At 41.4% G+C, this 26,924-nt stretch carries 25 protein-coding genes and 5 pseudogenes; 8 read left to right on the forward strand and 22 right to left on the reverse strand.

Going from position 1 to position 26,924, the window contains the following annotated elements; genetic code table 11:
• Positions 1 to 158: 158 nt before the first annotated feature.
• The 5 genes from G7Y90_RS13415 to G7Y90_RS13435 form a co-directional block, all read right to left on the reverse strand.
• Entirely contained in the window at positions 159 to 605 is a 447-nt protein-coding gene (locus G7Y90_RS13415; protein ID WP_201604289.1) for a DUF1810 domain-containing protein, read from the reverse strand.
• Positions 606 to 699: 94 nt separating this feature from the next.
• The gene (locus G7Y90_RS13420; protein ID WP_250162612.1) at positions 700 to 2,946 is read right to left on the reverse strand and encodes a PD-(D/E)XK nuclease family protein; all 2,247 of its coding nucleotides are present in this window, start codon (positions 2,944 to 2,946) and stop codon (positions 700 to 702) included.
• A gap of 51 nt (positions 2,947 to 2,997) precedes the next feature.
• On the reverse strand, positions 2,998 to 3,549 hold the full coding sequence (locus G7Y90_RS13425; protein ID WP_349773433.1) for a helix-turn-helix transcriptional regulator: 552 nt from the start codon (positions 3,547 to 3,549) through the stop codon (positions 2,998 to 3,000).
• A complete protein-coding gene (locus tag G7Y90_RS13430) occupies positions 3,447 to 3,998 on the reverse strand; it encodes a hypothetical protein (protein WP_250162613.1) in 552 nt (183 codons plus the stop codon). The genes G7Y90_RS13425 and G7Y90_RS13430 overlap by 103 nt, the downstream gene beginning before the upstream one ends.
• Before the next feature lie 148 nt (positions 3,999 to 4,146).
• Complete coding sequence (locus tag G7Y90_RS13435) at positions 4,147 to 5,004, reverse strand: PP2C family protein-serine/threonine phosphatase (RefSeq protein ID WP_250162614.1); 858 nt, start codon at positions 5,002 to 5,004, stop codon at positions 4,147 to 4,149.
• A 482-nt stretch (positions 5,005 to 5,486) separates the two neighbouring features.
• Between G7Y90_RS13435 and G7Y90_RS13440 the strand changes: the two genes are divergently transcribed.
• The 7 genes from G7Y90_RS13440 (at position 5,487) to G7Y90_RS13470 (ending at position 10,840) form a co-directional block, all read left to right on the forward strand.
• Positions 5,487 to 5,864, forward strand: coding sequence for a hypothetical protein (locus G7Y90_RS13440; protein ID WP_250162615.1), 378 nt, complete (start codon positions 5,487 to 5,489; stop codon positions 5,862 to 5,864).
• Positions 5,865 to 5,973: 109 nt separating this feature from the next.
• On the forward strand, positions 5,974 to 6,789 hold the full coding sequence (locus G7Y90_RS13445; protein WP_250162616.1) for a hypothetical protein: 816 nt from the start codon (positions 5,974 to 5,976) through the stop codon (positions 6,787 to 6,789).
• A gap of 612 nt (positions 6,790 to 7,401) precedes the next feature.
• Positions 7,402 to 7,737, forward strand: a complete 336-nt coding sequence (locus G7Y90_RS13450) for a DEAD/DEAH box helicase (protein WP_250162617.1) — start codon at positions 7,402 to 7,404, stop codon at positions 7,735 to 7,737.
• Positions 7,738 to 7,814: 77 nt separating this feature from the next.
• Entirely contained in the window at positions 7,815 to 8,141 is a 327-nt protein-coding gene (locus G7Y90_RS13455; RefSeq protein ID WP_250162618.1) for a DEAD/DEAH box helicase, read from the forward strand.
• Positions 8,087 to 8,458 (forward strand): helicase-related protein, encoded by a 372-nt coding sequence (locus tag G7Y90_RS13460; protein WP_250162619.1) that lies wholly within the window; start codon positions 8,087 to 8,089, stop codon positions 8,456 to 8,458. The genes G7Y90_RS13455 and G7Y90_RS13460 overlap by 55 nt, the downstream gene beginning before the upstream one ends.
• Before the next feature lie 67 nt (positions 8,459 to 8,525).
• Positions 8,526 to 9,491, forward strand: a complete 966-nt coding sequence (locus G7Y90_RS13465; protein ID WP_250162620.1) for a phosphoribosyltransferase family protein — start codon at positions 8,526 to 8,528, stop codon at positions 9,489 to 9,491.
• A complete protein-coding gene (locus G7Y90_RS13470) occupies positions 9,488 to 10,840 on the forward strand; it encodes a DNA-processing protein DprA (protein ID WP_250162621.1) in 1,353 nt (450 codons plus the stop codon). Before G7Y90_RS13465 ends, G7Y90_RS13470 begins: the two co-directional genes overlap by 4 nt.
• 430 nt (positions 10,841 to 11,270) lie before the next feature.
• On the opposite strand, the pseudogene G7Y90_RS13475 reads toward G7Y90_RS13470, so the two are convergent.
• A pseudogene (locus G7Y90_RS13475) lies at positions 11,271 to 11,432 on the reverse strand (IS256 family transposase); the annotation flags it as partial.
• Positions 11,433 to 11,498: 66 nt separating this feature from the next.
• On the opposite strand from G7Y90_RS13475, the pseudogene G7Y90_RS13480 reads away from it, so the two are divergent.
• Positions 11,499 to 12,664, forward strand: a pseudogene (locus tag G7Y90_RS13480) (IS3 family transposase).
• Between the two features lie 415 nt (positions 12,665 to 13,079).
• Here the strand turns inward: G7Y90_RS13480 and G7Y90_RS13485 are convergent.
• From G7Y90_RS13485 to G7Y90_RS13560, 16 genes and pseudogenes are all read right to left on the reverse strand, one after another.
• Entirely contained in the window at positions 13,080 to 13,214 is a 135-nt protein-coding gene (locus tag G7Y90_RS13485; protein ID WP_349773355.1) for a hypothetical protein, read from the reverse strand.
• Between the two features lie 3 nt (positions 13,215 to 13,217).
• A complete protein-coding gene (gene moaB, locus G7Y90_RS13490) occupies positions 13,218 to 13,748 on the reverse strand; it encodes a molybdenum cofactor biosynthesis protein B (protein WP_089555991.1) in 531 nt (176 codons plus the stop codon).
• A 66-nt stretch (positions 13,749 to 13,814) separates the two neighbouring features.
• Positions 13,815 to 14,827: pseudogene (moaA, locus tag G7Y90_RS13495) on the reverse strand (GTP 3',8-cyclase MoaA).
• 397 nt (positions 14,828 to 15,224) lie between these two features.
• Positions 15,225 to 16,514 carry a molybdopterin molybdotransferase MoeA gene (locus G7Y90_RS13500; protein ID WP_238060752.1) on the reverse strand — a complete coding sequence of 430 codons (1,290 nt, stop codon included), beginning with the start codon at positions 16,512 to 16,514 and terminating at the stop codon, positions 15,225 to 15,227.
• A 69-nt stretch (positions 16,515 to 16,583) separates the two neighbouring features.
• Positions 16,584 to 17,300, reverse strand: a complete 717-nt coding sequence (torD, locus tag G7Y90_RS13505; RefSeq protein WP_250162622.1) for a molecular chaperone TorD — start codon at positions 17,298 to 17,300, stop codon at positions 16,584 to 16,586.
• Between the two features lie 220 nt (positions 17,301 to 17,520).
• Positions 17,521 to 17,823: a hypothetical protein gene (locus tag G7Y90_RS13510; protein WP_250162623.1), complete on the reverse strand. Its 303-nt coding sequence runs from the start codon at positions 17,821 to 17,823 to the stop codon at positions 17,521 to 17,523.
• Positions 17,786 to 18,193, reverse strand: coding sequence for a hypothetical protein (locus G7Y90_RS13515; protein WP_250162624.1), 408 nt, complete (start codon positions 18,191 to 18,193; stop codon positions 17,786 to 17,788). Before G7Y90_RS13515 ends, G7Y90_RS13510 begins: the two co-directional genes overlap by 38 nt.
• Positions 18,094 to 20,034: a trimethylamine-N-oxide reductase TorA gene (gene torA / locus G7Y90_RS13520; protein WP_250162625.1), complete on the reverse strand. Its 1,941-nt coding sequence runs from the start codon at positions 20,032 to 20,034 to the stop codon at positions 18,094 to 18,096. Before torA ends, G7Y90_RS13515 begins: the two co-directional genes overlap by 100 nt.
• Positions 20,035 to 20,062: 28 nt before the next feature.
• On the reverse strand, positions 20,063 to 21,310 hold the full coding sequence (gene torC, locus G7Y90_RS13525; protein ID WP_238048934.1) for a pentaheme c-type cytochrome TorC: 1,248 nt from the start codon (positions 21,308 to 21,310) through the stop codon (positions 20,063 to 20,065).
• A 131-nt stretch (positions 21,311 to 21,441) separates the two neighbouring features.
• Positions 21,442 to 21,612 (reverse strand): periplasmic nitrate reductase, NapE protein, encoded by a 171-nt coding sequence (locus G7Y90_RS18605; protein WP_201541825.1) that lies wholly within the window; start codon positions 21,610 to 21,612, stop codon positions 21,442 to 21,444.
• 456 nt (positions 21,613 to 22,068) lie between these two features.
• A complete protein-coding gene (locus G7Y90_RS13535; protein ID WP_250162626.1) occupies positions 22,069 to 22,734 on the reverse strand; it encodes a c-type cytochrome biogenesis protein CcmI/CycH in 666 nt (221 codons plus the stop codon).
• A complete protein-coding gene (gene ccmI, locus G7Y90_RS13540) occupies positions 22,689 to 23,348 on the reverse strand; it encodes a c-type cytochrome biogenesis protein CcmI (protein WP_250162627.1) in 660 nt (219 codons plus the stop codon). The genes G7Y90_RS13535 and ccmI overlap by 46 nt, the downstream gene beginning before the upstream one ends.
• On the reverse strand, positions 23,345 to 23,551 hold the full coding sequence (locus tag G7Y90_RS13545; RefSeq protein WP_250164037.1) for a hypothetical protein: 207 nt from the start codon (positions 23,549 to 23,551) through the stop codon (positions 23,345 to 23,347). Before G7Y90_RS13545 ends, ccmI begins: the two co-directional genes overlap by 4 nt.
• A gap of 59 nt (positions 23,552 to 23,610) precedes the next feature.
• Positions 23,611 to 24,008 (reverse strand): annotated as a pseudogene (locus G7Y90_RS13550) (cytochrome c-type biogenesis protein); the annotation flags it as partial.
• Positions 24,005 to 24,593 (reverse strand): annotated as a pseudogene (locus G7Y90_RS19230) (DsbE family thiol:disulfide interchange protein). The pseudogenes G7Y90_RS13550 and G7Y90_RS19230, both read right to left, overlap by 4 nt.
• Before the next feature lie 15 nt (positions 24,594 to 24,608).
• A complete protein-coding gene (locus tag G7Y90_RS13560; protein ID WP_250162628.1) occupies positions 24,609 to 26,657 on the reverse strand; it encodes a heme lyase CcmF/NrfE family subunit in 2,049 nt (682 codons plus the stop codon).
• Positions 26,658 to 26,924: the final 267 nt, after the last annotated feature.

Here is a 26,924-nt window from a genome sequence, read left to right on the forward strand (position 1 = left end):
GTTTGAAGGTAGTCAAAAGTATCAAACTTTGGCGAGATTTGACGGCAGTAGCGCGCTTGCACAGTCTCTAAGATATTTATCATCTGGCATAATTCGTTTATTGAAGTTTAATCCTCACTAAGGATTACATCGTCTTTTAGAGTATCGTTCAGTTTTATTCACTTAGCTTGCTGATCATTGATCTGCTTTAACATTCTGATAGAGTTTATATCGTAACTGCCTTCAAAATACTGATCCAAAAGCTCGTTAAAAATATATTTTTTATTAGAGGACGCTAAAGTAAACAACGTAAGCGAAGAGTGTAATTTCAGCGTATCTATTGATCCGAGAATTTCTAAAGCACTTTTATCGGAATGCAACAATAATAATTCAGCACACTCTCTCAACCGTGCTCCAAGAACGTCGTGCTGCAAATACTCTTTTGCCTGTTCTAGACTCTCTATCGCAAAGCGCCGAGCCATTGTACTGCGCCCCAAGCCTTCCACCTGTGGAAAAATAAACCACATCCAATGGGTCCGCTTACGCCCTTCGATTAACTCTTTAATAACCGATGGATAAACAGTATTTTGAGCTTGGATAAAATCGTTAAACAAAGCTGTACTCATATCTGTCACCTTCTATATTCTTTGCTTCTTAAGTGATAATCGTTTTTCAACGATGCCTACAGTTTTATTCAAGCTATATTTATACTTAATACAACTACGAAACCATATATATCATACCCATCCAGCAGTGCTCAGGCTTATCAACAACTTCTGCATTATAGAAAATATGTTCATCCTCTACACCCATATTATCAATGATATCTGATATAACTTTGAACTCGTCAAACGTAAAATAGTGGTTACTTTCAACTTGAAACATTAAAGATTTTAGGGTTATCTCTTCAGGAATTTGATCAATAATCTGACTAAGCACTTGCTCTGATTTAAACATTCCCATTACGTTAGCTTGTATAAACTTAGCAGGCCTTGCAAAACTTAGCATCTTTTCAATATCTGTAACGCATATCCCCGCAAATTCGTTAAAAACAGTTGCAAACATATTCATGACTCGTTGTACTTCATCAGGTCTGCAAATAACGACACCATCTACCACATCAAATTGCTTGATCGTTTTTTCAGTCGTTTGCAAACCAAGTAAAAATACTGATGCTGCTTTGAACTTCAGATCAATGAGTGCTTTTTCATCCCAATTGTCATTAGTAAGGAAAAATCCAAATTTAGATAACTCATATTCACTCATTTGTGGTGTATACAATTTTGTAGAGGATATATTTACAATCCCCAATTCTCTCCTTCGATGCCTTTCAATAACACCAATCGGTAACTGGTCAATTAACTCATTAGGAACATCTATTATTAGGCGTAGCTTCTTAAGATTAACAAGACCATCAGGAAACTGCTGTATTTTATGACTAGTGATCGTCAATCTCTTAACTAACTGGCTTAATTGACCTATAGACTCTGGCAAACGCTCAAGCGTATCGCAGTTTAGCGTGAGACTGGTTAAGTTGTATAAATAACCGATACCTTCAGGTAAATTAGTTAATTGATTACAATCAATACTCAGGTCTGTTAACGCCAATAAAGCAGCGTGATCACGTGGCAACACTTCCTCAGGAATCTTAAACTTATCAGCCCATGCCCAAAGCTCTGTCAGCCAGGGCTTTATATTAGAAGCGTTATTCATATTATTTATCCTTAATATGAAATGAACTTCCTGCTTTAACATGCAGTAAATAACATCAACTTCTTCTAAAACTTTACTTGCCATTGCCCCAGTTTCAATTTGATACCACGGGTTACCTGCACTTTTCCAGTCAAAAGGTTGAAACTCGTAATACGCAGGCCACCATTTATTAGATACAATATTATTATTGGTAAAATAATCGTTAAACACACGCTTGACTTCAATTGCATAAGGTTGGTTATCAGGGTCTTTAGTATCTTCTTCAGTATAAAACCTAATACCTAATACCGGATTGTTAAAGTCTGTTGCGAACTCTAAGCTAATGAACCCTATAGGATCATCTTTCATTCTAAAACCAAAGTACTCACAATTTTTGCCCTTGCCAATATTGTCAAAATCTAACGTATACTCCCTGTCCTGACACTTTAATATCAAACCTGTTTTAAGTTTTTGTATCAGCTCTATTCTCATTTTCTGTACGTTTTTATAAATTTTTAGACTAGCATCTAAATTACTTTCACTCTGCTTCATTATTTCTAATACTGCATTGTCTTCATTCATATCTTTTATTCCCATAAATTGCTTTTGAATAAATTTAATTAATTGTGCAATAAACTCACTGACACTATGATTTTGGCATTCTGCTTGGCACGCTTTGAGCCAAGGAATGAGGTCGCTAAAACGAAGATGGCTATATTGATTCTCCTTTTTCAACGCTTCTAATTTACTCGTATCAATACTGTATTCGCTCGGACCCTCATTAGCTTCATTAAGATAAACAAGGTGCCAAGCCTTGTGTCTTCTTTTTTCAAGCTCTTCAGCATAATCCTTTAACTGCTCAAACTGGTCTGCCGCATAAGGTTTGTTTTCAATACAAACACCGTAACTGTTATCACCCACCTGACATTGTAGATAAATATCCATACGGCGTAGGCTATTATTTCTTGATGTAACTTGCTCAACAAAAACCTTTGTTTTATCAATACTATCAAGAAAAACCTGCCATTCTGGAGCTTTGTACATATCAGGTAGGCAATGCTCAATAAATAATCTTAAAAAGGTTTCTTGCTGAGCATGACTACCTTTTGGATCAAGCAAAGCCGCTAAGATACGACTAAGTCCTAATTCATCGGTATTGATATAGTCAAAAGTATTAAAATCTGGTGAAAGCTGGCGACTATAAAGTGCTTGCGCCGTTTCTAAAGCTTGGACTTTTTGGCTGACTTCATTTATTAAAGTTTGGACTTCGCTCACAATTACGCTTCCTTATAATTTATTAATAGCTATTTAGTACATAGTATTTTACTAATGCTCATAAAGCTCCAGTCCACTCTTTAAACGCTCAAGAATCACTGTTTTAAGCTCATTTGGTTCTACCACCACTGCCAGCTGCGACATACTCGCCAACCAATCTTGCAGACGCTTAGTATTAGCCACAGTAGCGCTGACTCGATTCCAAGTATCATCAATCATAGTAATCTGCTGATCTTGTGATAATGGACGCTCATAAAGATGTTGACAGGCATATTTCTGTACCCTTAAAACCAGTTTTATCTGGACACTATCAGTCGGTTCTAACTTACCTAATTTATTCAAGTTATCTAATGAAAAAATATCTCGCCCTACCCAATCAGGTATCACCTTATCTATTACTCCTGCCTCACTGATACGATTGACTGCAAAATTACGATGCGCTTTTAACAGTACGTCATCATCGATATGATCATCAATAGGATTAAAGCTTGTGAGGTAGATCATATTGTCAATAAAGATAAGCCCTTTAGGATAGATGACTCTTCCAGCAGAACTGCCATGCCATTTATTTTGATAGCTGATTTGAAGTTGCTTATTTGTAATAAAGCCTGATGAATATTTGCAATCACATCATTATTAAGCGTCGGTGCTTGTACTATGCTCGGTAAGGTAATGAGATAATCTTGCCATTGCCCTAGCTTACTTCGATGGAAACCATCCTTATTCTGCCGGCCTAATCGGGTAAGTCTATCTGCAATACTTTGCTTAAAAGATGCTGGCAAATAGTTTGCGGTATACTTATCTAGCATTTCCCAAAAGAACACCGTTTGCTCATTGATAATATCGATGCTAAAGCTCGGCTCAATATAAAAGCGTGCTGTCTGTCCGCTAATATTCTGGCCCCATGCTGGCACTCGGACTAAGGCATCACTATGGAATATATCATTAAAGATTTGGTTTAAGGCAATCAGATCGTTCTCTAAGTTTTTACGTTCATTAGCGAAATTATCCGGATCATCACCATAACCAACCATAAGCTCTGTTAATGACATAGCATCAGCTTCACTCCGAGGCAGGCATCGGTATAAAGCGAATAGACGTGTCGACTTTGTATAGCTTGCGGTTGGGTGCGTGGGCATATCGGTTTCTCAGTCAAATCGTTCAATGGTAAGTTTATAGCTTCATTACTAAAATAAATATTCAATCGAAACGAAGCAAAATGGCCGTACCATTATCATAGGCATTACCCTCGGAATCATAGACCTGATTTTTAAGAGTGATTAGCCATTCCTGTAAATCTGTGTCCGCACTGACAGGTTGCCATTCATGACTTGGTACTAAGTCATGAATACCATCTGTACAAACCAAAAGATAATCGCCACTATTAACATCAACCCTTCGAGATATGCTCTCTGGTGCTTCACTGCTGGTATAACTGTCATCAGTGGTTAAAGCAAAGCATTCAGTAATGCTATATAAGCTCCCCGCCATCCCCTCTCGGTTATAGTCTGAAAACTCTGCGTAGCGACCTTGTTCCTGTGCCTTCTGGTCGATGAGTTCATTTAATAAGTTATGATCGCGAGTCAGGCACTGCCATTGTGCCGCGCCTTTAGGCAGCCAATAAACACGACTGTCACCCACATGCGTTATCGTTGCTTTTACCCCTCTGTCACTATTTAGCTCTCCAACAATCATCGCGAGGGTTGCTGCTGCACCATGACGTTTGGATGAATGCTTGGTTTTATCAATCAGATGTTGAATACCCTCTGAGGTTAGCTTTTTCTTATTGTCCCACAGCCAACCAATCGCTTTTACCACCGCCTTTGAGCAGTACTGTGAATAATTAGAGCTGGCAACACCGTCAGAGACTGCTAAACAAAACGGAAGCTCGACTGATGTCACTGCCATCACGCCTAAGTCTTCTTGATACCAATTATCCAAAAAGAAAAAAGCATCTTGCTGCAGATTATTACTGGCATTACCTTGGAAAGTGATTGCACAAGCTTGTGCTAATGCTTCAATAGAAGGGTCATACTCATTACTCAAAGCAGCTGTCATATTAATTCGCTCATTACTTGTGGCTATTACGTAAGTATAATGAACTACTTAATAATTTATTTTCTAGGTTATGTAGTACTCTAAATTCAATTGTTCGTTTCAATAATTATAATTAATTGTTAGGCGGGTTATTTTACAAGGACTATGAATGTATATTATATAGAACAAATCATATACCAACTTTCGTCAGTATATAAAAATTGGGCGAACTCTACTGCTTAGGTGTTAATATCATCATTTTTTGGGGTCTGCTAGTATTAGCCTCAATAGAATAAAGAACTGTATGTTTAGCATAACCTAGCAAAAAAAAGTACTGCTAAGTCAAATCAAAAATGACTTAGCAGCGCTTTTAAGGTTTTACGAAATACTCAGGTGGTATGTGTGATATTGGGGTTTGAAGAAGCTATGGCTGATTTAAAACAAGCGTGGCAAGCCAGCCTTGAAGCTGAAGAGAAGTTTAAAACTATACTAACTAGGTTTATATGATGAATAAGCACTTAAATATTTTTAAAACATACACTAAGAAAAACAGAAGCTATCAACTAGAAAATGACTTAACGAGAGCTTTAGCAATATGCCTACAAGAAGACGCACTGTTTTTCCATGAAGTACTAAAAACAATCATCGATGACTCAGGTTTGTACAACAGGTTATTTGAAGATCTTGATGGCGATACAGATGTACAAATAGAGATCCAAAAGAGGACGAGTCTAATTGAAGAGTTTGACAAGGTCTTCGCCGTTTCGTTGAGCGAAAGTGCTATGTCTAATTTTTGGCAACAAAATCACGATTCTGAGTATGATCCAATTTGCGATTTAGTAATTACTATAAATAAATATACTCATTGTTGTAGAAGCTAAAAGAGATAATATCGACTGCACTTCTCAACTCTATAACCAAATACTCAATATTTTCAATAAGCAGAATAAGCCTTTCGAAAATAACCAAGAAGTAATTACGCCGTTTGATTTGAATTGGAAAAAATTAATGGCGATAGCCGTCAAAGTCGCTAGTTTTGAAAAGACGACAGGTAATACAAACCGATTCCTCACCGATTTTATCCAACTAGTCAAAGAACATAACTTTAGCTGGTTACCCGAGACACCGATCGGGTCTCTAAAAAACGTTAACGCTAAATCTATTTTTAGAAGAATTGAATCAGCAATTATAAAGTTTTGTGATAATAACGAAGCAATAGAAAAGCTCGCTTATAGAGACCGATTAGGCACCACATTTACGAAGGGGTGGGCTAACGAAGTGTTATTTAATGTAGATAAAAAAACAGGCGATCTTGTAGTAGAGATATACCCTGGTAATACCAAAGGTCAAGGTTATCATATCTTTCGCAATGAACCCCAATTTAACCCTCAATTAAATATTGATGGTGAATATTACGCTATAGAGAAAAACTACCATATCAAATTAATGGGGCAATCATACATCACTGGTCTTTGGCTAGACGAAGATGATTTTAAAAAAAACCTCTATACCAAACGTAATTTTCATAAATACACGGGTAGAGTCAGAAGGGAGGCTTGGAAAGAGACCGAAGCTTTGTTAGATGAGCACATAAGCTTCGATTGGAAAAGCAAGTGTCAGTGGCAAGATAAGGTTTTAAATTCAAATAGAACCTTGTTCAATATTTCTTTCGGTTATTATATTAACGTAAGAATACCCTTCGATAGATTATCACAATTAGATGTTCACCATAATGACATTATTCCTTTAGCCCATTTGATTGAGAGTATTTATAAAGCGTTTGAAACCACTTTACTTATCGAGTAAGCATCAATATGATGACCCAACAAGAATTAGAAAAATACAACTGGGACGCCGCTACTACTCTGCGCGGCACCATCAATACAGGCGACTACAAGTAGTATATCTTCCCATCACTATTCTTAAGCGTATGTCCGATGAAGAGTTTGAAAAGGCTTTAGCTGAATCAGATTGCGATATAGAGTACGCCGCCTTTGCAGAAAATCACCATTTCTAAATTCCAGAAGCGGCGCGCTGGCAAGACGTTCGTGAAACTACAGTTAACATTGGCCAGCACTGCAAGGCTATATGGGCGATTGAGCAAGCCAATCCAGAAACGTTACAAGGTATTTTTGGTTCAGAAACCTATATTTTAATATTTTTGAAAGCCTAACTGACTAGAGCTTCATTACTAAAAACGTAGCCAAATACTCAACATACAAAGTTTGTAGTTAAATTCTTAATTCATATCTTTTATTAGGTAGTCTAGAAGGTATTGGGGTCTAAGGCGTAAGTAGGAAACATATTCAAACAGGTATACAAGTTAAAAGAATATAACAAAAAGCTCGCTCAAGCTCGTGACCTACTACTACCCAAACTTATGAGCGGCGAACTCAACGTGTGAATCAAGGAGTGATAATGAACCGGATCCAAGCCCAACAACTATTGCAAACTGCCTTGGCAAACCCGACAGCAGAGTTCCGTGATGGACAGTGGGAAGCCATTGATGCTTTGGTCAATCTTCGACAGAAACTTCTAGTCGTGCAGCGTACCGGTTGGGGTAAAAGCTCGGTTTACTTTATCAGTACCAAAATCTTTCGTGACCGAGGTATGGGGCCAACGATTATTATCTCGCCCCTACTCGCCCTGATGCGCAACCAGATCGAATCGGCCCAGCGTTTGGGTATAGTAGCGGAGACTATGAATTCTACGAATATCGATGAATGGCATTCGGTCAGCGCAGCGCATTCTTAATAATGAAATAGACTGTTTGTTGATTTCTCCTGAGCGCCTAGCTAACGACAGCTTTATCGAAACGGTATTACAGCCCATTGCCGACCGCATTGCTGATGGTGATTGATGAAGCGCACTGCATTTCTGATTGGGGTCATGACTTTCGTCCAGATTATCGCCGTATTACAAATATCTTGCGCCAGTTACCCTCCAACACGCCAGTACTGGGTACTACAGCGACAGCTAACAACCGTGTAATCGAAGACATACAAACCCAGCTGGGTGATATCAATATTCATCGTGGCCCACTAACTCGTGAAAGTCTCGCTCTACAAACCATGATATTGCCCGATCAGGCTTCACGATTAGCTTGGTTAGCACAGGTGATACCTACGTTACCGGGTACAGGTATCGTTATACCTTAAGGGATGCTGAGCAAGTAGCCGAGTGGCTGGTTGCTAATGATATAGATGCCAAGGCATACCACGGCAGTGTTACACATGATAGCTTTGAAGACAGTAATACCTATCGTCAGCATCTAGAAAATCTGCTTCTCAATAACCAGTTAAAGGTGTTAGTAGCCACCACGGCGCTGGGTATGGGTTACGACAAGCCTGATTTAAGCTTTGTGATTCATTATCAGGCGCCAGGCTCTATCGTTGCCTATTACCAACAGGTGGGTCGTGCTGGTCGTGGTATTGATCTGCTGGGGTATGTTGATGTCGGGTATGGAAGATCATAATATTCATGAGTTCTTCCGAGAAATCGGCTTTTCCTTCAGAAGTGCAAGTGAATGAGATCTTACAGTATTGGAAAACAGCGATAGCTTGTCGATTCGCAGTATGGAAGAGCAAACTAATCTGCGTCATGGCCAGATTGAAAAAGTACTGAAGCTACTGAGTGTGGAAAGTCCGGCGCCAGTAATCAAAGATGGCAGCCGTTGGGTTAGGACACCAGTGCCCTATAAAATGGACCATGCCCGAATCACTCACTTAACAGGACAACGTGTACAGGAATGGCAAGAAGTGAAGAAATATCTGGATAATACTAACTGTAAAATGACATTTTTACGCCGTGCGCTAGACGATCTAGATCCTACGCCGTGCGGTAAATGTTCGTCTTGCTTAGGTCAACCTGTTATCAATATTTCGGTTGATCCTACTTTGGCACATCGTGCAGGTACTTTCCTTAAGCACGCAGAAATGGTGATTACCCCAAAAGCACAAGTTGCAGCCAATGCGTTTTTGGATTATGGCTTTCGCGGCAATCTACCCCAGAAACTTCGCGCACAAGAAGGCCGTGTTTTGTCCCGTTGGGGTGATGCAGGTTGGGGGAAGATGGTTGCCAACAATAAGCATGCAGGTCGATTTAGTGATGAATTAGTTGAAGCTATAGCAGAAATGATTCAACAACGTTGGCAGCCCAATCCAGCGCCTCAGTGGGTGTGTTGTGTGCCGTCACGCTATCATTCTGAGTTGGTACCGGGTTTTGCACAACGTTTGGCTGATCGATTAGGTTTACCATTTGTAGATGCCGTGAGTAAAATCAAAGATAATCAACCACAAAAAGGCCAGCAAAATCGCTTCCACCAATGTCGCAATCTGGATGGTGTATTTGCTGTGACTCAGCCTTATGAGGGACAAGCGGTTTTATTAGTAGATGATATTGTAGACTCCGGTTGGACACTCACAGTAATTGCGGCACTTTTACAGCAAGCCGGTAGCGGTTTGGTCTACCCTATTGCGCTTGCTTCATCTTCGGTGAAAGACTCATGAATGCATCTAACTTATTATCTCCTACAGCCCAAGCAACCTTGCTACTAACGAGCTATTTTTCAAAATCCAGTAACGAAAGTGCTAAGCCACTAAGTAATGCAGAATGGGGTCGCTTTGCCTTGTGGTTAAAAGAAAAGTCTATTACACCAGCTGACCTATTGGTTGGCGATCCTCAAGCCTTGCTGCAAGGTTGGCATGATACGCGTATCAGTGCGGAGCGTATCATTGAATTGTTGAAGCGTGGTCATAGCCTTGCACTGGCTATGGAGAAATGGCAACGTGCAGGTCTTTGGGTGGTAACACGTTCTGACGCGGAATATCCGAAGCGATTAAAACAGCGATTGAAAACAGACTGCCCTCCTGTATTGTTTGGCTGCGGAAATAAAGACTTATTAAATTCAGGTGGCTTAGCAGTGATCGGCTCGCGCAATGCTAGTGATCCAGACCTCGCCTTTACAGACCAGATAGGTGCTAAAGCAGCATCAGAAAATATCGCCATTATCTCTGGTGGTGCACGTGGTGTCGATGAGACAGTGATGATTGGGGCTATGCGACAAGGGGGTATGGTCGTAGGCGTAATGGCTGATCGCCTGTTAAGAGCTGCAACCAGTAGTAAGTGGCGACAGGGTCTGATGGATGGCCATGTTGTATTGATATCGCCTTTCTACCCTGAAGCTGGGTTCAATGTCGGTAACGCCATGGCTCGTAACAAATACATTTATTGTCTAGCCGATAGCTCTTTGGTAATTCATTCTGGCAAAAAAGGTGGCACACTCAGCGGCGCACAAGAAAACCTGAAAAAATCTTGGGTGCCGTTATGGATTAAACAAACCACAGACAAGGATGCAGCTAATGCCGATTTGGTTGCCAAAGGTGGCAACTGGTTAAAAGCGGATATTCAAGCTTTCACAATTACAGATTTAGTGAGCAGTAAAGAAAACCTTGTGAATCAGGTAAGCGAACCTATAGGTGATCTATTTTCCAAATATGCACAGCCTGAGTTATTTGCCGAAGCAGACTTTAAACCTGCGCCAAAATCAGAGTCGGAGAAAGACGTTAACGGAGTAGAATCTGATAGAACCGTTATCGAGCTACAAGCAGATATTGGATCTGGTTCAGAAGAGGCCGCCGAAAGTAACACTACACAATTGGAACCTATCGATTTTTATCAACTGTTTAGCTTTGAGCTTCAACGTTTGGCTGAGAATCCACTGACTGTCGACGAGCTGATTGAAAGTACTAAACTTCATAAGTCTCAGTTAACTGAATGGCTTAAACGCGCTGTTGATGATGGAGTTGTGAAGAAGCTCAATCGCCCAGTACGCTATCAAGTCAAAAATAGTGAATAGAAAGATTGTAGTGGCATAATAAAATAGGTCAGCGTATAAGAGTATATATGTTTGCTGAGTAGCTAGATGAGTACTAGATTTGAATCAAGTTAAAGACTCAGTTCCGAATTTGAGATCGACATTAGATATCAGTTAACCTACAACAATCTACACTATAACTTATTAGATAATGGATCCCTCAATATTATAGTGCTCGAAATATTACTAATATCTATAATTACTATGGGTTTATTTAAATCTGATGAGTCGAGAAAGCTCTATATGCTACTATTTATATAGTGTAGAGGACTGAGGTATGAAGTTTACTTTTCTTAGGTGACGTCGTTAATATCGGGGTTTGAACGATTTGAAACGGGGAACTAATAGTGATCCGTATAATACTAGTCTGCCGCTAATAACGAGACCATCCCGCATTCTGTGTAACTGCCATTTAGATTAAATGCTTACTAATACGATCATCAAACATAATCATAAAGCGATTCAAAGCAGACGTCCAGTTACGAATCGGCATCGACCACTTTTTAGACGCCTGCTGGGTTGCTAGATATACTACCTTGAATGCAGCCTGGTCAGATGGGAACACCTTGCGCTTATGAGCTATGCTGAAGAAACCATACAAAAAAACTTGGTAAACTAAGCGTATTAATCGGAGTTTACCATGACTAAGAAAATCAGAACCTACAGTGCAGAATTCAAAGCAGAAGCCGTCAAGAAGATAGCGGACAATAACGGCAATATTTCAGCGACTGCAAAGCAACTTGGCATCGCCATGCAAACGCTATCGAACTGGAACAACAAAGCCAATCAAGGCAAGCTTGAAGGAACTGAGCAGTACGATCCACAGCTCGTAGCCGTGATGGAAGAGAACAAGCGCCTCAAACGACAGCTTAAAGTAGCCGAAGAGGAACGAGAGATATTAAAAAAGGCGACGGCGTACTTCGCCAAGCACAGTTAGTCAGGTACGCCTTTATTGAAGATAACCAGTCTCTCTTCAGCATTACTAATATGTGCCGTGTACTAAAGATTAAGCATTCAAGCTACTACGACTGGCTGAGTCGCGATATCAGCAAGCAGCAGATACATCGCAACCATTGCGAGCTACTGGTGAAAGCCTATCACAGTGAAACTCGTGAGCGCTATGGTGTTGAGCGACTGCATGCAAAGCTAACCGATCAAGGGCACTATATTAGCCTATATATGGTTCGACGTATCAAAGAAGAGCATGGTATCAAATGCCGTCGCCATAAGCGCTTTAAAGTCACTACTGACTCCGATCATAACAAGCTTGTCTATCCAAACGTGCTGGATCAAAAGTTTAATGCTAAGCGTCCTAATGAGTCTTGGGTCAGTGACATCACTTATATTTAGACACATGAGGGCTGGCTTTACTTAGCTGGAGTCAAAGATTTATACACCAAAGAGCTGGTTGGCTACGCTATTAATAAGCGCATGACAGCAGACTTAGTATGCCGTGCACTCAACATGGCTATCAAAAATAAACGACCCAGCCAAGGACTGATTGTGCATTCTGACAGAGGCAGTCAGTACTGTAGTCACGCGTATCACAAGATCATCAAACAGCATCATTTTACAGGCTCAATGAGTGGTAAAGGCAATTGTTTCGACAACGCTGCAATAGAAAGCTTCTGGGGCGTGTTGAAGAATGAGCTGGTATATCACCAAGACTATAAAACAAGGTTCACAGCCATCAACGATATCATCGGCTATATCGAGCTCTACTACAATCAGACGAGAATTCAAAAGGGTTTAGGCTATAAATCGCCAAGGCAGGTGTGGTTTGACTTTTACCGTCAGGCTGCGTAACTAAAATCTCCCAAGTTTAACTGTACGGATTTGACGGCAGGGGTCAACCGCTCGAAGGGTTGGCTTTTCAGACATGAGAGATAAAGCAGAAACCATTACCTATCCCTCTTGGCAACAAATATACCTAAAGGTATGTCAGGAACATAGCAACGGCGCGACATTCACACTACCTCAATCACGACAAATTGCCCATAAACACATACCTATGTCTAATAACAGCCCTATGGCTGCAACCGTCGATACATTTTTAAAAGAGTTTGGACGGCAAAGTATTTAGTCCTATGTACTGAAGAGTGAATGGACTGTGCCGAAAATGATGACTTAAGCTCAACTGTGCAGCATACAAACAAACTAGCACCATTTAAATAATGTTCCAGCGTAAATAGAGGAGTCAGTTTAGAGAAGACTTAATAATTCAATCGCTTGTTGGTAGGATAAGCTCAGCTTTTGGCGACCCCATACGTTTGGAGGCGCCGCCTGCCAAAATAACGATACCGGCTAAGCGGCTGAGTTCATCTGCTTGGGCTGAGCTGTCTGCAACTTCTAGCATGAACTAATCGTGACCTGGGTTGGTGCGCATAAAGTGTGGCACAAAGTTACAAGGACGCGTGCGGCTATCGAGCTGCTCTTGTAAGATACCTTCCCACGCAGTGCGGCAAGCACCTGATGAACCGGGCAGGCAGAAGATACCCGTACCGTTTGCCATACCAGCCACGGCGCGAGATTGAATCGTCGACATGCCGATATCGTCTTTTGAGATTAAGCGGAACATCTCGCCAAAGCCATCGACTGATTTATCAAATAAGACGCCAACCGCTTCTGGCATACTGTCGCGGATATAAAAACCAGTACCGCCCGTGGTAATAATAGCGTGCACATCTGGGTCGGCAATCCAACCGCTGATAACGGCTCTGATTTTATAAATATCATCAATAATCAGCTGACGATCTGCCAGCTGGTGCCCTGCTGCGGTCAGTTGATCGACCAAATATTGCCCTGAAGTATCTTCTGCAAGAGTACGACTGTCAGAAACTGTTAAAATAGCGATATTAAGCGGGGTAAAGGGTGCTTGCAGCTTACTCATGAATGTTCCTTAATAAATACGCTTGTGATAGAAAATGAAAAATTTGATTATTAGTATATTTTGATTCTAACCGCCAATCATCGACAAATTATGCATCATGCCGCTATTTGATTCGTGAAGATGATGATGCTCAGGTTTAATCGGCATAAAGCTGTGCAGGGTATTCACAAGCCCTGCGACATCATCTTGTTCTAGATACTGACGAATATCGTAGTTACCTTGGTCGAATAGACACAGATGCACCTTACCTTGGCTACTAACCCGTAAACGATTGCAGCTGTCACAGAAATGGGCAGCATAAGGGGCAATCATGCCGATACGACCTTTATAATCTGGATGGCTATATTCTATCGCTGGACCGTCATTGCTGCCACGCACATGGGTTTGCCAGCCGTGCTTGATTAGATAATTGGTGATGATGTCAGACTGTGCGTGCTGAGCAAAAAACAAATCGCTGTTGTCACTGGTCTGCATAAATTCGATAAAGCGATAGGTGACCGCTCTGTCTTTGACATAGTCGATTGCATTCATAAGATTTTCAAAGGCAGTTTCTGCCATTAATATACTGTTTATCTTTAGCTTAATGTCTGTGGTCGCAAGCAGAGTATCCATATCTGCTAACAGCTGCGGCAACATATCAAAGCCTGTCATCTTATGAAAAGTCGCGGCATCAAAGCTATCCATACTGATATTGATTTGATTCAGCCCAGCTGCTTGCCAAGCAGCCAAATGCTTGCCAAGCTTATAGCCATTGCTGGTCATAGCAACCGTTTCAATACCTTCGGTGTTTTTGATGGTTTTAATAATGTCTACCACGTCACGGCGTATAGAAGGTTCACCGCCGGTAATCCTGACTTTTTGGTGCCAACTTGGGCAAAGCCGCGGATTAAGGTAGCAATTTCCGTGACGCTGAGTTCGTTTTGTGGGGGTTTGCCTTGATAGCCTTCTGGCAGGCAATACTCGCAGCGAAAATTACAAAAATCAGTAATGGATAGACGTAAGTAAGTCAGACGTCGTGCAAAACCATCTGTCAGTTGTTGATGGCTAGTATTAATAGGAAGGGACGAATCAAGGGGCAGATTATCAACAGTGGCATCGATGATAGAAAGTTTTTTACCGTCATGGATAACAGATATTGCCACAGGTGAATACAGTTGTGCATTCCCTATTGTGGGGGCGTGATAGGACATAATGTATTACCGTTAGTTTTGAATATGTTGTGGACTTTTAAGCGTTGCCTCAGGTTATGAATCAATATTTTTATTATTTAAAACTTGTTATGATGAATAGTCATTGTAACAAACTAACGTTAGATAGCTAGTAACCCTACAAGTCTTATATCTAACACTAAAACAGTTGATATTAAGACTTATAGGGATAAGCAGCGGAAAGTTGATTTAACTGCTTTCTCTAGTTGACTGCGTTACTAGTTTCATATTTGACAAGCTATACTATAGACAAGGAAGAGAAGGAAAGTTATGACCAAGGAAATAACTGCACCTCTACCTTTTCCCCTGCTACGACATTGCCGGATTCTTGGGCTAGCACAATCAAACTATTAGCATTACTGAGCTGTTTAATACGATGAGACTGCTGGTTGGCAAAACTGGTCACTTGTAAGTTACCATTATCATCCTGCGACAAGACACCGCGTTGAAAATCTTTGCGACCTACTGACTTCTTAATATTACCTTGTAGAGTTGCTCGCACCTTTAAGGTCATCGGTAAATCATTAGTGCGTACGCCTGATAGACGCCATAGCGCCGGAATAACTAACTGTAAAGTGCCAACCACAGTAGATAAAGGATTACCCGGTAAGCCAAAATATAATACGGGCTTATCAAGGTCTTTACTTAACTCACCAAACACAAAAGGCTTGCCTGGTTTCATGGCTACTTTATAGTAGTTTATTTGCCCTAATTTTTCAATGACGGTGGTTAAAAAATCATAGTCGCCTACTGAAACCCCAGCGGTAGAAATCAGCACATCGCAGTCATGCATGGCTTCAGTAACGGCAGCAGTCGTCTTATCCAAATCATCAGGGATAATGCCATAGTCATGAATAATCACTGGCAAGCCAGACAACATACTTTTAAGTGTTGGCGTATTAGAATTATAAATCTGTGCCAAGTTATTGATTGGCTCACCTAAAGCAACCAACTCATCACCAGTAGCCAATAACCCAACGACTAAGGGTTTATAGATGTCGACTTTATCAACGCCCAAATTGGAAAGCAAGCTAATATCAGCAGGGTTCAAACGTTTACCTGCAGTTAATACCACCTCACCTGATTCAATCTCTTCACCTTGTTTGCGAATATGCTCATCGACTACAACGGTTTGAGATAAGGTGATTGCATAGGTCTTTGATTTATCAAGTGACTCTCTAATATCTAAAAAATTGGTATTTTCTTGCATGATGACCGTATCACAGCTGTCAGGAACTACCGCACCGGTAAAGATACGTATACCTTGTCCAACTTGTAGATTGCCAGTGAACGGTTTACCTGCTTGCGACTCACCTATAATATCGATAATTCCATTTTTGCTAAGGTCACTACCAGCAGCAACACTGTAGCCATCCATCGCTGATAGGTTGTTTCTAGGAATCGTAAAAGGCGATACTATCTCTTGCGCAAGTATATGATTTTGACTGTCTAGCAGCTCACACGTTTGCGTTGCTCTTTTTACTATAGGAAAGTCATCTTGATTATAGCTTTGAATACGCTGGGTTATAGACTCCTGAAGTTGTTCAAGGGTAATCACTGGCTTTATACTCACTTATACTTAATGCTATATAAAATTAATGTTACGCAGGTTAAGACTTTCACGTATTTATTTAAGACACCCATTATGACAAACTAGCCAATCACTCACTATGCTCTCTAATGCCGCTCTGTCTTCTATAACAAACTGCTCTACCAAAGCAGCAAGTGCAGGATAAATATCTGTTTTAACGTTAATCTTTTGACAGTATGCAGTGAACTGCGGTAGCCAATTAAGTAAAGCGCTATCAAGAAAATCGATTTGTTCTTGTGCCGTGTTGAGCATATCAAGCTGCTGCTCAATAGTTTTATTAATCAATAAGCTCGTAACGATAAAATAGACACTTAAATGATCATTCGGTTCACGAAATTCAGGATGTAAACTTAGCTGCTGGCTATCAAGAAAACGCATCATATGAGCAGCAGGTTTGCCATAAAGATGTTTATCGCTGCTCAGATAATAAGAAGCGTAAGGCGGTGCACTATCATCACCACTGAGTAAGAATATCTGCGCAAAATCTGCGGCAAGCTCAATGGCACGATGCTCTTTAGGGAATTGCTGCAAGTTATCAATGGCGGCTTTGACGCGATTGCTGTATTGCTCAAGTCCGAGACTAACAAATACCTTGTGAATGCTATCGTAAGCTTTATTCTGTTGCCACTCTAAGGTCGCTGAGGTAAGCTCACGCGCGAAAATATCTGCAAACCAACGATAAAGTGCAGAACGTGCCGGATTAGCAGCTTGCCATTCTTCAATGATGTTCATTTTATCTTCAGTTATGTTCATTTTATATCCAATTTAAAATATTTTTAGGTGTTATTAGCGGCTGCTTTTATTAATTAACACATTTATTAAATAGCAGTTTTATTTTTATAAGATGGTGGCATTGAGCACCACATTAGAACAGATCGTCTATATAAATAAATGCCTTTGTAAATCACATATGCTATTTACATCGCATACGGCTTACAAAGGCACTTTTTATCACTTACTATTCCAAACTAAACTAACCCATTTGGGATAATGCAGCAATACTACCATCTGGATTGACATACTTTGGACCACCGAAAGCAGTCACTGCTGGTGCTTTACCAACAAATTTCTCCATCTCGACGATACAAGTATTGGCACTAGGCGCTTGTGCAAGACTTGAGGTACCGATATCAATGGTTAACGTATTAGGGTCACCATAGGTATCTAGCGCACCGATTTCAGGGCCAGTAGGTGCATACCATACCCTCTGTATACGAATGATACCAGGTGGGAAGTTATCAGAAATTACCGCCCTGCCAACAACTGACGCGATCATTAAAAACGCGCACAATGTCCCATCTTGATACCACGAGCTTTGCATCTTCAGGTCCCATATAGCAAGGTTCACGACCTTGCACCGTATAGGTTGCACGACGCTCTTCAGACTCACAGGTTTGTGAATGTAGACGGGTATCTGGGTGCACTGATTGTAGCCATAGTGGATGCTTATCTGAACCAGGACCACCGTGTGAGCGCTCGATTTTCTCCATCCAAGTAGGATGGCCTTTGCAGTCATCATAACCATAACTGGCAATTTTTCGGCTACTTATCTCAATAAAACCTGATGGTGTACCAAGTGCATTGACTTCAGGATCTTCAAGGAAATCAGCATGTCTTGTCCAGTTTTCACCCTCTGGGAATAGCACGTAGCCTTTTTCCAAAATTCAGCAAATTCCGGCATAAAAAACTCTTTTTTCAAGTTATCAGCACGGCACTCTTCATAGATTTGCTCAATCCACTGCATCTCATTCATATTACGGCTATATTCGATTTCACGATTCATGCGCTTAGTTAATTCATACCAAATATCAAAGTCTGATTTAGAATGATAAAGCGGGTCAATCAGCTTGTGCATGGCAATAACGCCACGATTACTATAGGTGCCGTAAGCATCAATATCATTACGCTCATAAGGCGTACATGCGGGCAGTACAATGTCAGCAAAACGACAGGTAGCCGTCCAGTTATAGTCGACCGCAACGACTGTCTCAACTTTGCGGTACGCCTCCTTCATTCGATTGCGCTGCTGATGGCGATGCCATTGGTTACAGCCTGAAAAAATACCCATTTTATAAGGCGGAAGGGTAACTTTGTGACCATTAAAATCAATCACTTTACCCGGCTCAAGTAAGCAATCGATAGCACGCGCGACTGGTATGACAGAGCTATACCCATTAAAGTCTTCGTTATCGTGCTTAGGCTTACGGCCCGTATCAAGGTTTAGTGGGAACGCACCAGGCATAGAAGCACCTGAAGCTGGTACACCCGATGAGCTATAGTGATGCGAATAACTAATGCCCCCACCCGGCTGACCAAACTGACCAAGCATAGCAGCGATAATCGCTCCCATCCAATAAGGTTGCTCACCATGTTGTTGACGCTGAATCGCCCATCCGAAAATAAGCTGGGTACGGTTCTTTGCCATTTTGCGGGTAAGCTCACGGATACGGTCCGCTTTGATACCACAAATCTTTTCTGCCCACTCTGGGGTTCTCTCAATTTTATCTTCAGTTTTCCCCATCACATAAGGAATAAACTCTTCGAAGCCGAGAGTATAGACATCAATGAATTTTTTATCATAAAGCTTTTCGGTATATAGCGTATGCGCAATAGCCAGCATAAACGCCACATCAGTATGCGGGTTAACATATTGATGATCACACTCTAGATAGTTCTGAGTTTTACTTTTGACCGGGTCAATACAGATAACCTCAATCTCTTTATTTCTAACTTTAGTACGTAACTTTTCTAAGTACTCATAAGATTCATGAGTTTCTGTATTCCAGCCAACTTGTAAGTTTTTGACTGGGTCATTCGCCCACATAACGATGACTTTTGAATTTTCTAAAATCAGCGGCCATGATGTACCTTGTGAATACACCTCAGTCGAACCTAACACGTAAGGCATAATAACTTGACCGGCACCCGTTGAATAATCCCCTGCTGTACCTACGCTACGGCCGTGCATCGCCACAGCGCGTAGCATATGGTTACCACAACTGTGGATCTGTCCTACTGACCGCCAGCCGACGTTAGCCGTATGCAACGCCCAAGGACCATAGTCCTTTTGAATACGCTCAAGCTCTTCATAGACCATGTCTAAAGCAGCATCCCAACCGACGCGTACGAAACGGTTATCACCGCGCTGTGTAGTATCACTTTTATGACGGTTTTTATACCAGTCAACCCGAACCATAGGATAACGTACCCGTGATGGGCTATAAATAATCCCAGGTACCCCCTGCAAAATATCGGTCGGGAACTGATCAAACTCAAAGGGCTGCACTTCAACGAGTTTGTCACCCTGAACATTGGCACGGAAAGCACCCCAATGAGCACCGGACATTTTCCAGCCACTCAAATCAGGCTTTTTCCCAGTCTTACCAGTAACGATACTGTTATCGGCAAGTAGTGACGTCGGTAACAAGGCGGTACCCGTTAAAGCAGCTAGTGACTTGAGAAAGCGTCTGCGATTGATGTTTTTCATAATATGTCTCTCTAATTGTTTGCTCTAGTTACGGTCTAGCACCTTGGAACGTATTTTCAGGCGAACCACTACCTTGAGGGTTCTTTCTAAAGTCTGATGAGTGCAGTTGTAGATATTTTAAGACCATAGCTGCACTATCATTGTCTAAGTTAGTAAACCCTACCATTCCACTAAATAGGCCTGGCCATTGGTTGGCATCGTGTCCACTTGGATCTGGTTGACGGTGGCAAGTACTACAGCTATCACTATACGTCTGGCTAGCAATGTCCCAAGCTGGCTCGATACTCTCCATGAGGCCTCCTTCGGCAACCCAGAACTGAGCCTTCACTTTTTGCCATTCAAGACCAGTGAGTGGATCTTCTTTCAGCTCGCCTTTTGTAATTAAACTCTCATCACTAGCTAAGTCTTTTTCGATAATGGCATCAGGAATATTTAGACCAAAGTTGGTATACCATACACGACCAAAGCCTTTGTTTTTGCGCCACATATCCAGCTCAATTTGTACTCCACCATCTTTGTGCGCCAATACTTTAACGGGTGCAGCAATTTCTATACTACCTGCTTTAGTCTTTCTATCATCTGAGGTATATAAATCTTGCGGTACAATGTTGTAATAGTTTTGACCATCTTTAATTTTGGTACTTCTTGCTTCAGACAATAGCGAATCAAATGCTGGATTGTGCATACCTTCAGTATTTGGTAACTCGTGCGCAATCCCTTTGTGACAATCAAGACAGCTGGCATCACGTTCAGCCGCACTACGCATAATCATTTGTGAGGTGACACGCATTTTATCAAAATCCATGCTGTCGTAATCATGGCAAGTGCGACACTCTTTAGAATCGTTAGCTTTGAAGCGGCCCCACTCACGTTGTGCTAATACCACACGATGATCAAGAAATTTTTCTCGCGTACCAATGTCACCCATTAGTTGTGACAGTACTTCACGTGAGGCTTGCATTTTACGCGCAACTTTAGCCGTAAAGTCATGGGGTACGTGACAATCTGAACACTCTGCCCTAACGCCAGTACGGTTTTTAAAATGCACAGTTTTCTTGAGCTCGGGTAACATGTTATCACCCATAGTATGACAAGAAGTACAGAACTCTTCGGTGTTGGTTGCTTGCATGCCAGCATTAAATCCTGCCCAGAACCAAACTCCGCCCGCAAAGCCTATGATGACGAGAAGACCCAATCCGATTTTTGCAGAAGGTTTAAAAAGAAGACGACGCAGCCAGTTAAATAGGCTTTTGATTGCATTCATGATTGCTTTCATGATGATTCCTTACTGTATTTCATAGCCATTTAGATTTCATACAATTTGGGCGGTTATTTGTCCACTTTTTGCGTGAAATAATAGAGATGATTGGACAATATTAGTTACTGACGGGACGCTAGTTAATAGACTTAAGAAGGGGGTCCCCAGAACAGCATTTGACCGAACCAAATGATGAAACCGTAAGCGCAAAGGAATAAAAGGGCTATAAATGGCAAGGCAACAAAAGCCATGATTAGAGCACTGAGCCACTCGCGTCTAACTGGTTGCTGTTGGGTTTGTAATGGTTGTTCAGGTTGCATAGGTCACCTCTAAATATATTCACGCTGGCTAACAAGTAGTAAAACAGTAATATTCAAAGCAGTTTTCATAAGAATTATAAGACTAAACCAGCCATTATTTTTATTTTAAAATGGGTGATAAGTTGTTTTTATAGGTGTACTGTGTATTAATTTTTAACCTAGCTATTGCTTGATGTAGATAAACTAAAACTGAAATTATTTATATCCTTACTAAGGATAATGATAACATAAAAATCCTATTTTTAGTAAGGAATAAGTTTTTGTGCCTAAAAATGTAGAACAAATTCTTAATTTCAATAAGCCTTTTAATATAAGAGTAAAGCAGGTGTTATAAGGCATACCAAGCTTTATTTTCCTGAATTTTCATGCTATTTTACATACAGAAAAGCCCCGAGATTGTCGGGGCTTTCAAAGATTAAAAAAATTCTAATTAACAATAGCAGTTAGCTTTAGAACTTAAGGTACTTGCTGATTGATTTCAATATTTACTTGTTGCTGGTCACTTTTTAGCAAAACTGGATTAGAGGATAAATCACCAGATGCGGAAATAGCATTACCAGAATGGCTAATGCGCGCAGTCACAACCAGCTGCTCACCTGATGCGCGAGCAGGTTGTAAAGTTCTATCAGCCATCATCGCGTCTAGATTACTTAGGCTTAAACTGATATTGCCTTGCTTTAAATTGCTAATCGGTATTCGTTTTGCCGCATAGGGCGGCCCACCTGCAGCGGCGCGAATAGCGACAAACAAAACATCATCAGCGGTTATCAAAGGTAGTAACTTAGCATTTACAGTGACAGATACATCGACACCTTCAGCAGCTTGCGCTTGTTGCCTGACAATATTGGCTGTTAACTCGTCCAAGCCAGTAAGCGCATGCATGTCATCGCCTGGATTTTGTTCCATACGCTGACGCATTTTAGCTATCCAGCCTTGTGCCTGCTCATAGTTACCTGCTTTCGCCTCGCCCCTTGCCATCAACATCTGTGCTGCCTCGTTCTCAGGATCGCCTTTCAAGATGTCCTCTAAGACTCGGCGGGTCTCGACATCAAGACTACCGCCATTTGCTAAAAAGCTTAACTGCGCATACTCTGCCGCAATATTTTTATCATCAGGGGACAACCTATAAGCCTCGACAGGGCTTCTAAAGCGGATTCAGGCTCTTCAAAAGATAAAAATATTTCCGACAATACCATCCAGCGGTAAGAATCATCAGCATTACGATGGACATTGGTCTGAATGGTCGTGAACAGCCCTGCACCATCTTCAAAAGCCCACTCTGGTAGTACTTCAATCTTGCCGGAAAGCAGCTCCTCTGATACTTCACCCACCCTATCCTGCGCACGCCATAAGTCAAACACATCACTACGATCGCTGAAAAGCACATAAGCACATATCGCCAATACTGGCACACAGACTATTAGTGCCAACTGACCTTTGAGACTAGGCAATTGCATAGGTGTTGCGATTTGTTCAGCATCTAATAACTGGCGCTCAAGTTCTGTTTTTTGGTCTATATATTGAACATCATCTATAGTACCTATTGCCTTATCAGCAGCGAGCTCACGCAATCTGGACTTATACACATCGATATTTAGATCAATGAGCCGATTGTCTACAGGATCAGGCCCCTCTCTACTTGAGCGCAACCACGGTACGATGACTATCAATGCGGCTAATAGAGCAACTAATAGGCTAAAAATAATAAATATGACAAGAGTAGAAAACACAGTCATAAGGAATCTCCTTTATCGCGTGTTTGCCCATTAGGTTTGGGTTTCGTCGTTTTAAGATTAGAGGGCTTAGTCTCAGTTAGGTTAGCTTCGTCTATCGTTGCCTCTGTCGTTGTCTTACCTGATTCTTCCCGACTTGCTAACAGCCTATCTAACGCTGCTTGCTCTTTAACTGTTAGTGAACTACTTATATCTGTATTCGGCATAATAGGGCGTTTACTAGGAGCTTTATTAGGAGCTTTACCACGAGTATGATTGCGCCAAAACCAGCCGCCCAGTATTAAGATTAATAACAGGGGGAAAGAACCAAAGTATCCATGTAGATGGACGTACTGGTGGACTATAACTAATAAAATCGCCATACCGCTCTTGCATATACTGACGAATCTCAGCGTCCGAGCGACCATCTTTTACCATATCATAAGTTTTTTGCTTTAAATCCTGGGCGATAGGTGCATCAGAACCTGCCAGATTTTGATTTTGGCATTTCGGGCAACGAAACTCATCAATTAGGCCGCGGTACTGCGCTTCTTGCCGTTTTGAATCAAAGTCGTAAACTTCGATAGCCGCATGACTCAGGTTTGTCGCTCCTATTAATAAGGTAAAAAGCACAAAAACTGGGATTAACACTAGTCTGTAAAATAATGAGGTGTTAGCATTCATTGGCAAACCTCTTCAACTTGGGTAGATGCTATTTTTTCACCAGTAGCCTCTTGTTGTAGAAGTTTTAAACAAGGGTTAATCCGACTTTGCCAATTTTCTTCGTTTACTTCACCAACGATATGCTGACGAATAATGCCCTTGCTATCGACAACGAAAGTCTCAGGGGCACCAGTCAAACCTAAATCCAAGGCGAACTGACCAGAATAGTCTTGCACAGACATCAAATACGGATCGCCAAGCTCATTAAGGTAATTAAGCGCATCACCAATCTCGTCTTTATAGTTCACACCGACCGTATGGACACCACGCCTTTAATTCTAAAAAGAAAGGATGTTCATACACACAAGTCGGACACCATGAACCCCAAATATTGATTAAATAAGGAGATGTTGGCATTTGTGAGTCTGTCACCATGAGACTGGTATCAGACAATAGTGGCAACTCAAAAGTTGGTACTGGACGTTCGAGTGCTGTATTGGTCACGATTTCCGTCGGTTTACCCAGTCTAAAAAAAAGCATAATAATGAAACCAATAAACACGATAAGCGGAATCAAAAACCACAGTTTAAGTTGTTTACTTTCCATAACCTTAGCGCTCCTCTACTGACTGACTGAACTATTAACTAATTTTACCCCAGTCTTTATATCTATAGGCCTGTCTTCATAGATACCATAGTCAAGATCATCTTCTAAAATTTTGGAATACTTCCTAGGTTTGATGCGATAACGAGGATCTAACATCGATATCACTACACCGAGTACCATGATAATAGAACCCAGCCAAATCCAACGGATAAGTGGTTTGACATAGATGCGGATGGCCCACTGATTACTGTCTTCAGCGATAGGTTCACCTAACGCGACATATAGATCTCGGCTTAGTCGGTCATCAATTGCAGCTTCGGTCATCGGCATCATACTCACCACGTAAGTACGTTTTTGTGGCCGCAATGTCGTAACCGATTGACCCTCTTTACTGACTAAGACTTCGGCTTCGGTCGCATCATAGTTACTGCCTTTGACCTCTGTAAAACTTTTAATCTCAAAATCATAACCTTGAACATGAACGCTGTCGCCGATACCCATCGCCACATCGGTTTCAATACTCATACTAGAGGTAAATGCCACACCTATCGCGGCGATTAATACGCCTACGTGGGCGGTCTGCATGCCCCAATAACTACTTTTCAGACGTTTAATACCAGCCAGTCGAGTTTTAGCGTTTTTAGTCTTATCTTTAATATCGATGAACATCCATGCCAATACCCATAGACTCAACGCGACAGTCACCGCGATATTAAACATTGCTACTGGATACACGAAATAGCTGATAATTGCACCCAAAACAGCACTGCTAATACCGATAATCAGTGCCGGTCCAAGTAAAGGTCGACTGTCCTTCTTCCAACGAATATTCGAGCCCATGCCCATCGCGAGCATTAATAACCACGTTAGCGGTACAAATAAAGCATTAAAATAAGGCGCACCAACGGAGACTTGGCCTAAATTAAAGGCATCAGCAATGATAGGATACAAGGTACCAAGCAGGACGACTAAAGTCGCTATTAAAATAATTGCGTTATTGATGACTAAAAAAGACTCACGCGATATCGCGCGATATTGACTTTCAACAGTCAACTGCCAGCCACGCAGGGCAAACATAATTAACCCACCGCCGATGACTATCGCTAAAATAACTAAAATAACGAGGCCTCGGGTTGGATCAGCTGCAAATGAATGCACAGAGGTAATAACGCCAGAGCGTACAAGGAAGGTACCTAGCAAACTCAGCGCAAAGGTAAAGATGGCCAGCATAATGGTCCATGCCTTAAAGACACCACGCTTTTCAGTGACAGCCAATGAATGCAATAATGCCGTACCCGCCAGCCATGGCATCAAAGAAGCATTCTCCACTGGATCCCAAAACCACCAGCCACCCCAGCCAAGCTCATAATAAGCCCACCAAGAACCCAGAGCGATGCCTAGCGTTAAAAAACCCCAAGCCGCCTGAGTCCAAGGCCGCGACCAGCGTGCCCATACTGCATCCAGCCTCCCTGCCCACAATGCTGCCATACAAAAAGCAAAAGGCACGACCATGCCAACATAACCCATATATAGCATTGGCGGGTGAATGATTAATCCAGGATCTTGTAGTACTGGATTTAGGTCTACACCATCGACCATTAGATAAGGCAAGGTGCGATTAAACGGCGATGAGGTGAAAATAAGCATCGCTAACATCATCGTCTGCACGCCAGCCATAATAACCAACACCCGCGCACGCATAGATAATGGTAAACCGCGGCTAAATAAAGAGACTAATGCCGCCCAAGTCGCCAGAATAGTCATCCATAACAATAACGAGCCTTCGTGACCACCCCAAGTCGCTGATACTCGGTAATACCAAGGTAGTAAGCTATTAGAGTGTTGGGTCACATATTCCAGACTAAAGTCATTGTAATAAAACCCTGCCATCAATCCTACGAATGACAGCATCATCATAGAGAATTGTGCCCAAGCTAGACTCGGCGCTAACCGTTGCATAGCAACATTGTTATTTAATACACCCCATGTAGGTAATATCACTTGCAATATGGCGAGCACAAAGGCTACCAGCAAAGCAAAATATCCCAGCTCTGTGATTAGCATATATCTGACCTTATTTGATCGGCTTAAGTCATCATTAAGAGTGACCTAGAAATTTAAAGTAAACTGACTGAAGTAGAGCTTAAAACCATTCTAACATTAATGATTTATTTTTGATATTTACGTCTCAACTCTTAGCCAAATTTATGCCGGTTTATCGAGACTAATATGACTTCAAGCCAGTATTTATACGGAATTTTTGCATGTAACCATTTTCTTATAAAGCAGTAGGTTAAGACTTCAGAGTGCGTTAAGTGCGGAAGCCTACTC

The organism is Psychrobacter sp. WY6 (assembly GCF_018448495.1).
In the GTDB taxonomy this organism is placed as follows: domain Bacteria; phylum Pseudomonadota; class Gammaproteobacteria; order Pseudomonadales; family Moraxellaceae; genus Psychrobacter.

Coding starts and splice junctions, on each gene's coding strand:
- G7Y90_RS13415 (WP_201604289.1), bottom strand. CDS start 605: ATGAGTACAGCTTTGTTTAACGATTTTATCCAAGCTCAAAATACTGTT.
- G7Y90_RS13430 (WP_250162613.1), bottom strand. CDS start 3,998: ATGTCATTAACAGAGCTTATGGTTGGTTATGGTGATGATCCGGATAAT.
- G7Y90_RS13435 (WP_250162614.1), bottom strand. CDS start 5,004: ATGACAGCTGCTTTGAGTAATGAGTATGACCCTTCTATTGAAGCATTA.
- G7Y90_RS13440 (WP_250162615.1), top strand. CDS start 5,487: ATGATGAATAAGCACTTAAATATTTTTAAAACATACACTAAGAAAAAC.
- G7Y90_RS13450 (WP_250162617.1), top strand. CDS start 7,402: ATGAACCGGATCCAAGCCCAACAACTATTGCAAACTGCCTTGGCAAAC.
- G7Y90_RS13470 (WP_250162621.1), top strand. CDS start 9,488: ATGAATGCATCTAACTTATTATCTCCTACAGCCCAAGCAACCTTGCTA.
- G7Y90_RS13485 (WP_349773355.1), bottom strand. CDS start 13,214: ATGCTAGAAGTTGCAGACAGCTCAGCCCAAGCAGATGAACTCAGCCGC.
- moaB (WP_089555991.1), bottom strand. CDS start 13,748: ATGAGTAAGCTGCAAGCACCCTTTACCCCGCTTAATATCGCTATTTTA.
- torD (WP_250162622.1), bottom strand. CDS start 17,300: ATGAACATAACTGAAGATAAAATGAACATCATTGAAGAATGGCAAGCT.
- G7Y90_RS13510 (WP_250162623.1), bottom strand. CDS start 17,823: ATGATCGCGTCAGTTGTTGGCAGGGCGGTAATTTCTGATAACTTCCCA.
- torA (WP_250162625.1), bottom strand. CDS start 20,034: ATGAAAAACATCAATCGCAGACGCTTTCTCAAGTCACTAGCTGCTTTA.
- torC (WP_238048934.1), bottom strand. CDS start 21,310: ATGAAAGCAATCATGAATGCAATCAAAAGCCTATTTAACTGGCTGCGT.
- G7Y90_RS18605 (WP_201541825.1), bottom strand. CDS start 21,612: ATGCAACCTGAACAACCATTACAAACCCAACAGCAACCAGTTAGACGC.
- ccmI (WP_250162627.1), bottom strand. CDS start 23,348: ATGACTGTGTTTTCTACTCTTGTCATATTTATTATTTTTAGCCTATTA.
- G7Y90_RS13545 (WP_250164037.1), bottom strand. CDS start 23,551: ATGCCGAATACAGATATAAGTAGTTCACTAACAGTTAAAGAGCAAGCA.
- G7Y90_RS13560 (WP_250162628.1), bottom strand. CDS start 26,657: ATGCTAATCACAGAGCTGGGATATTTTGCTTTGCTGGTAGCCTTTGTG.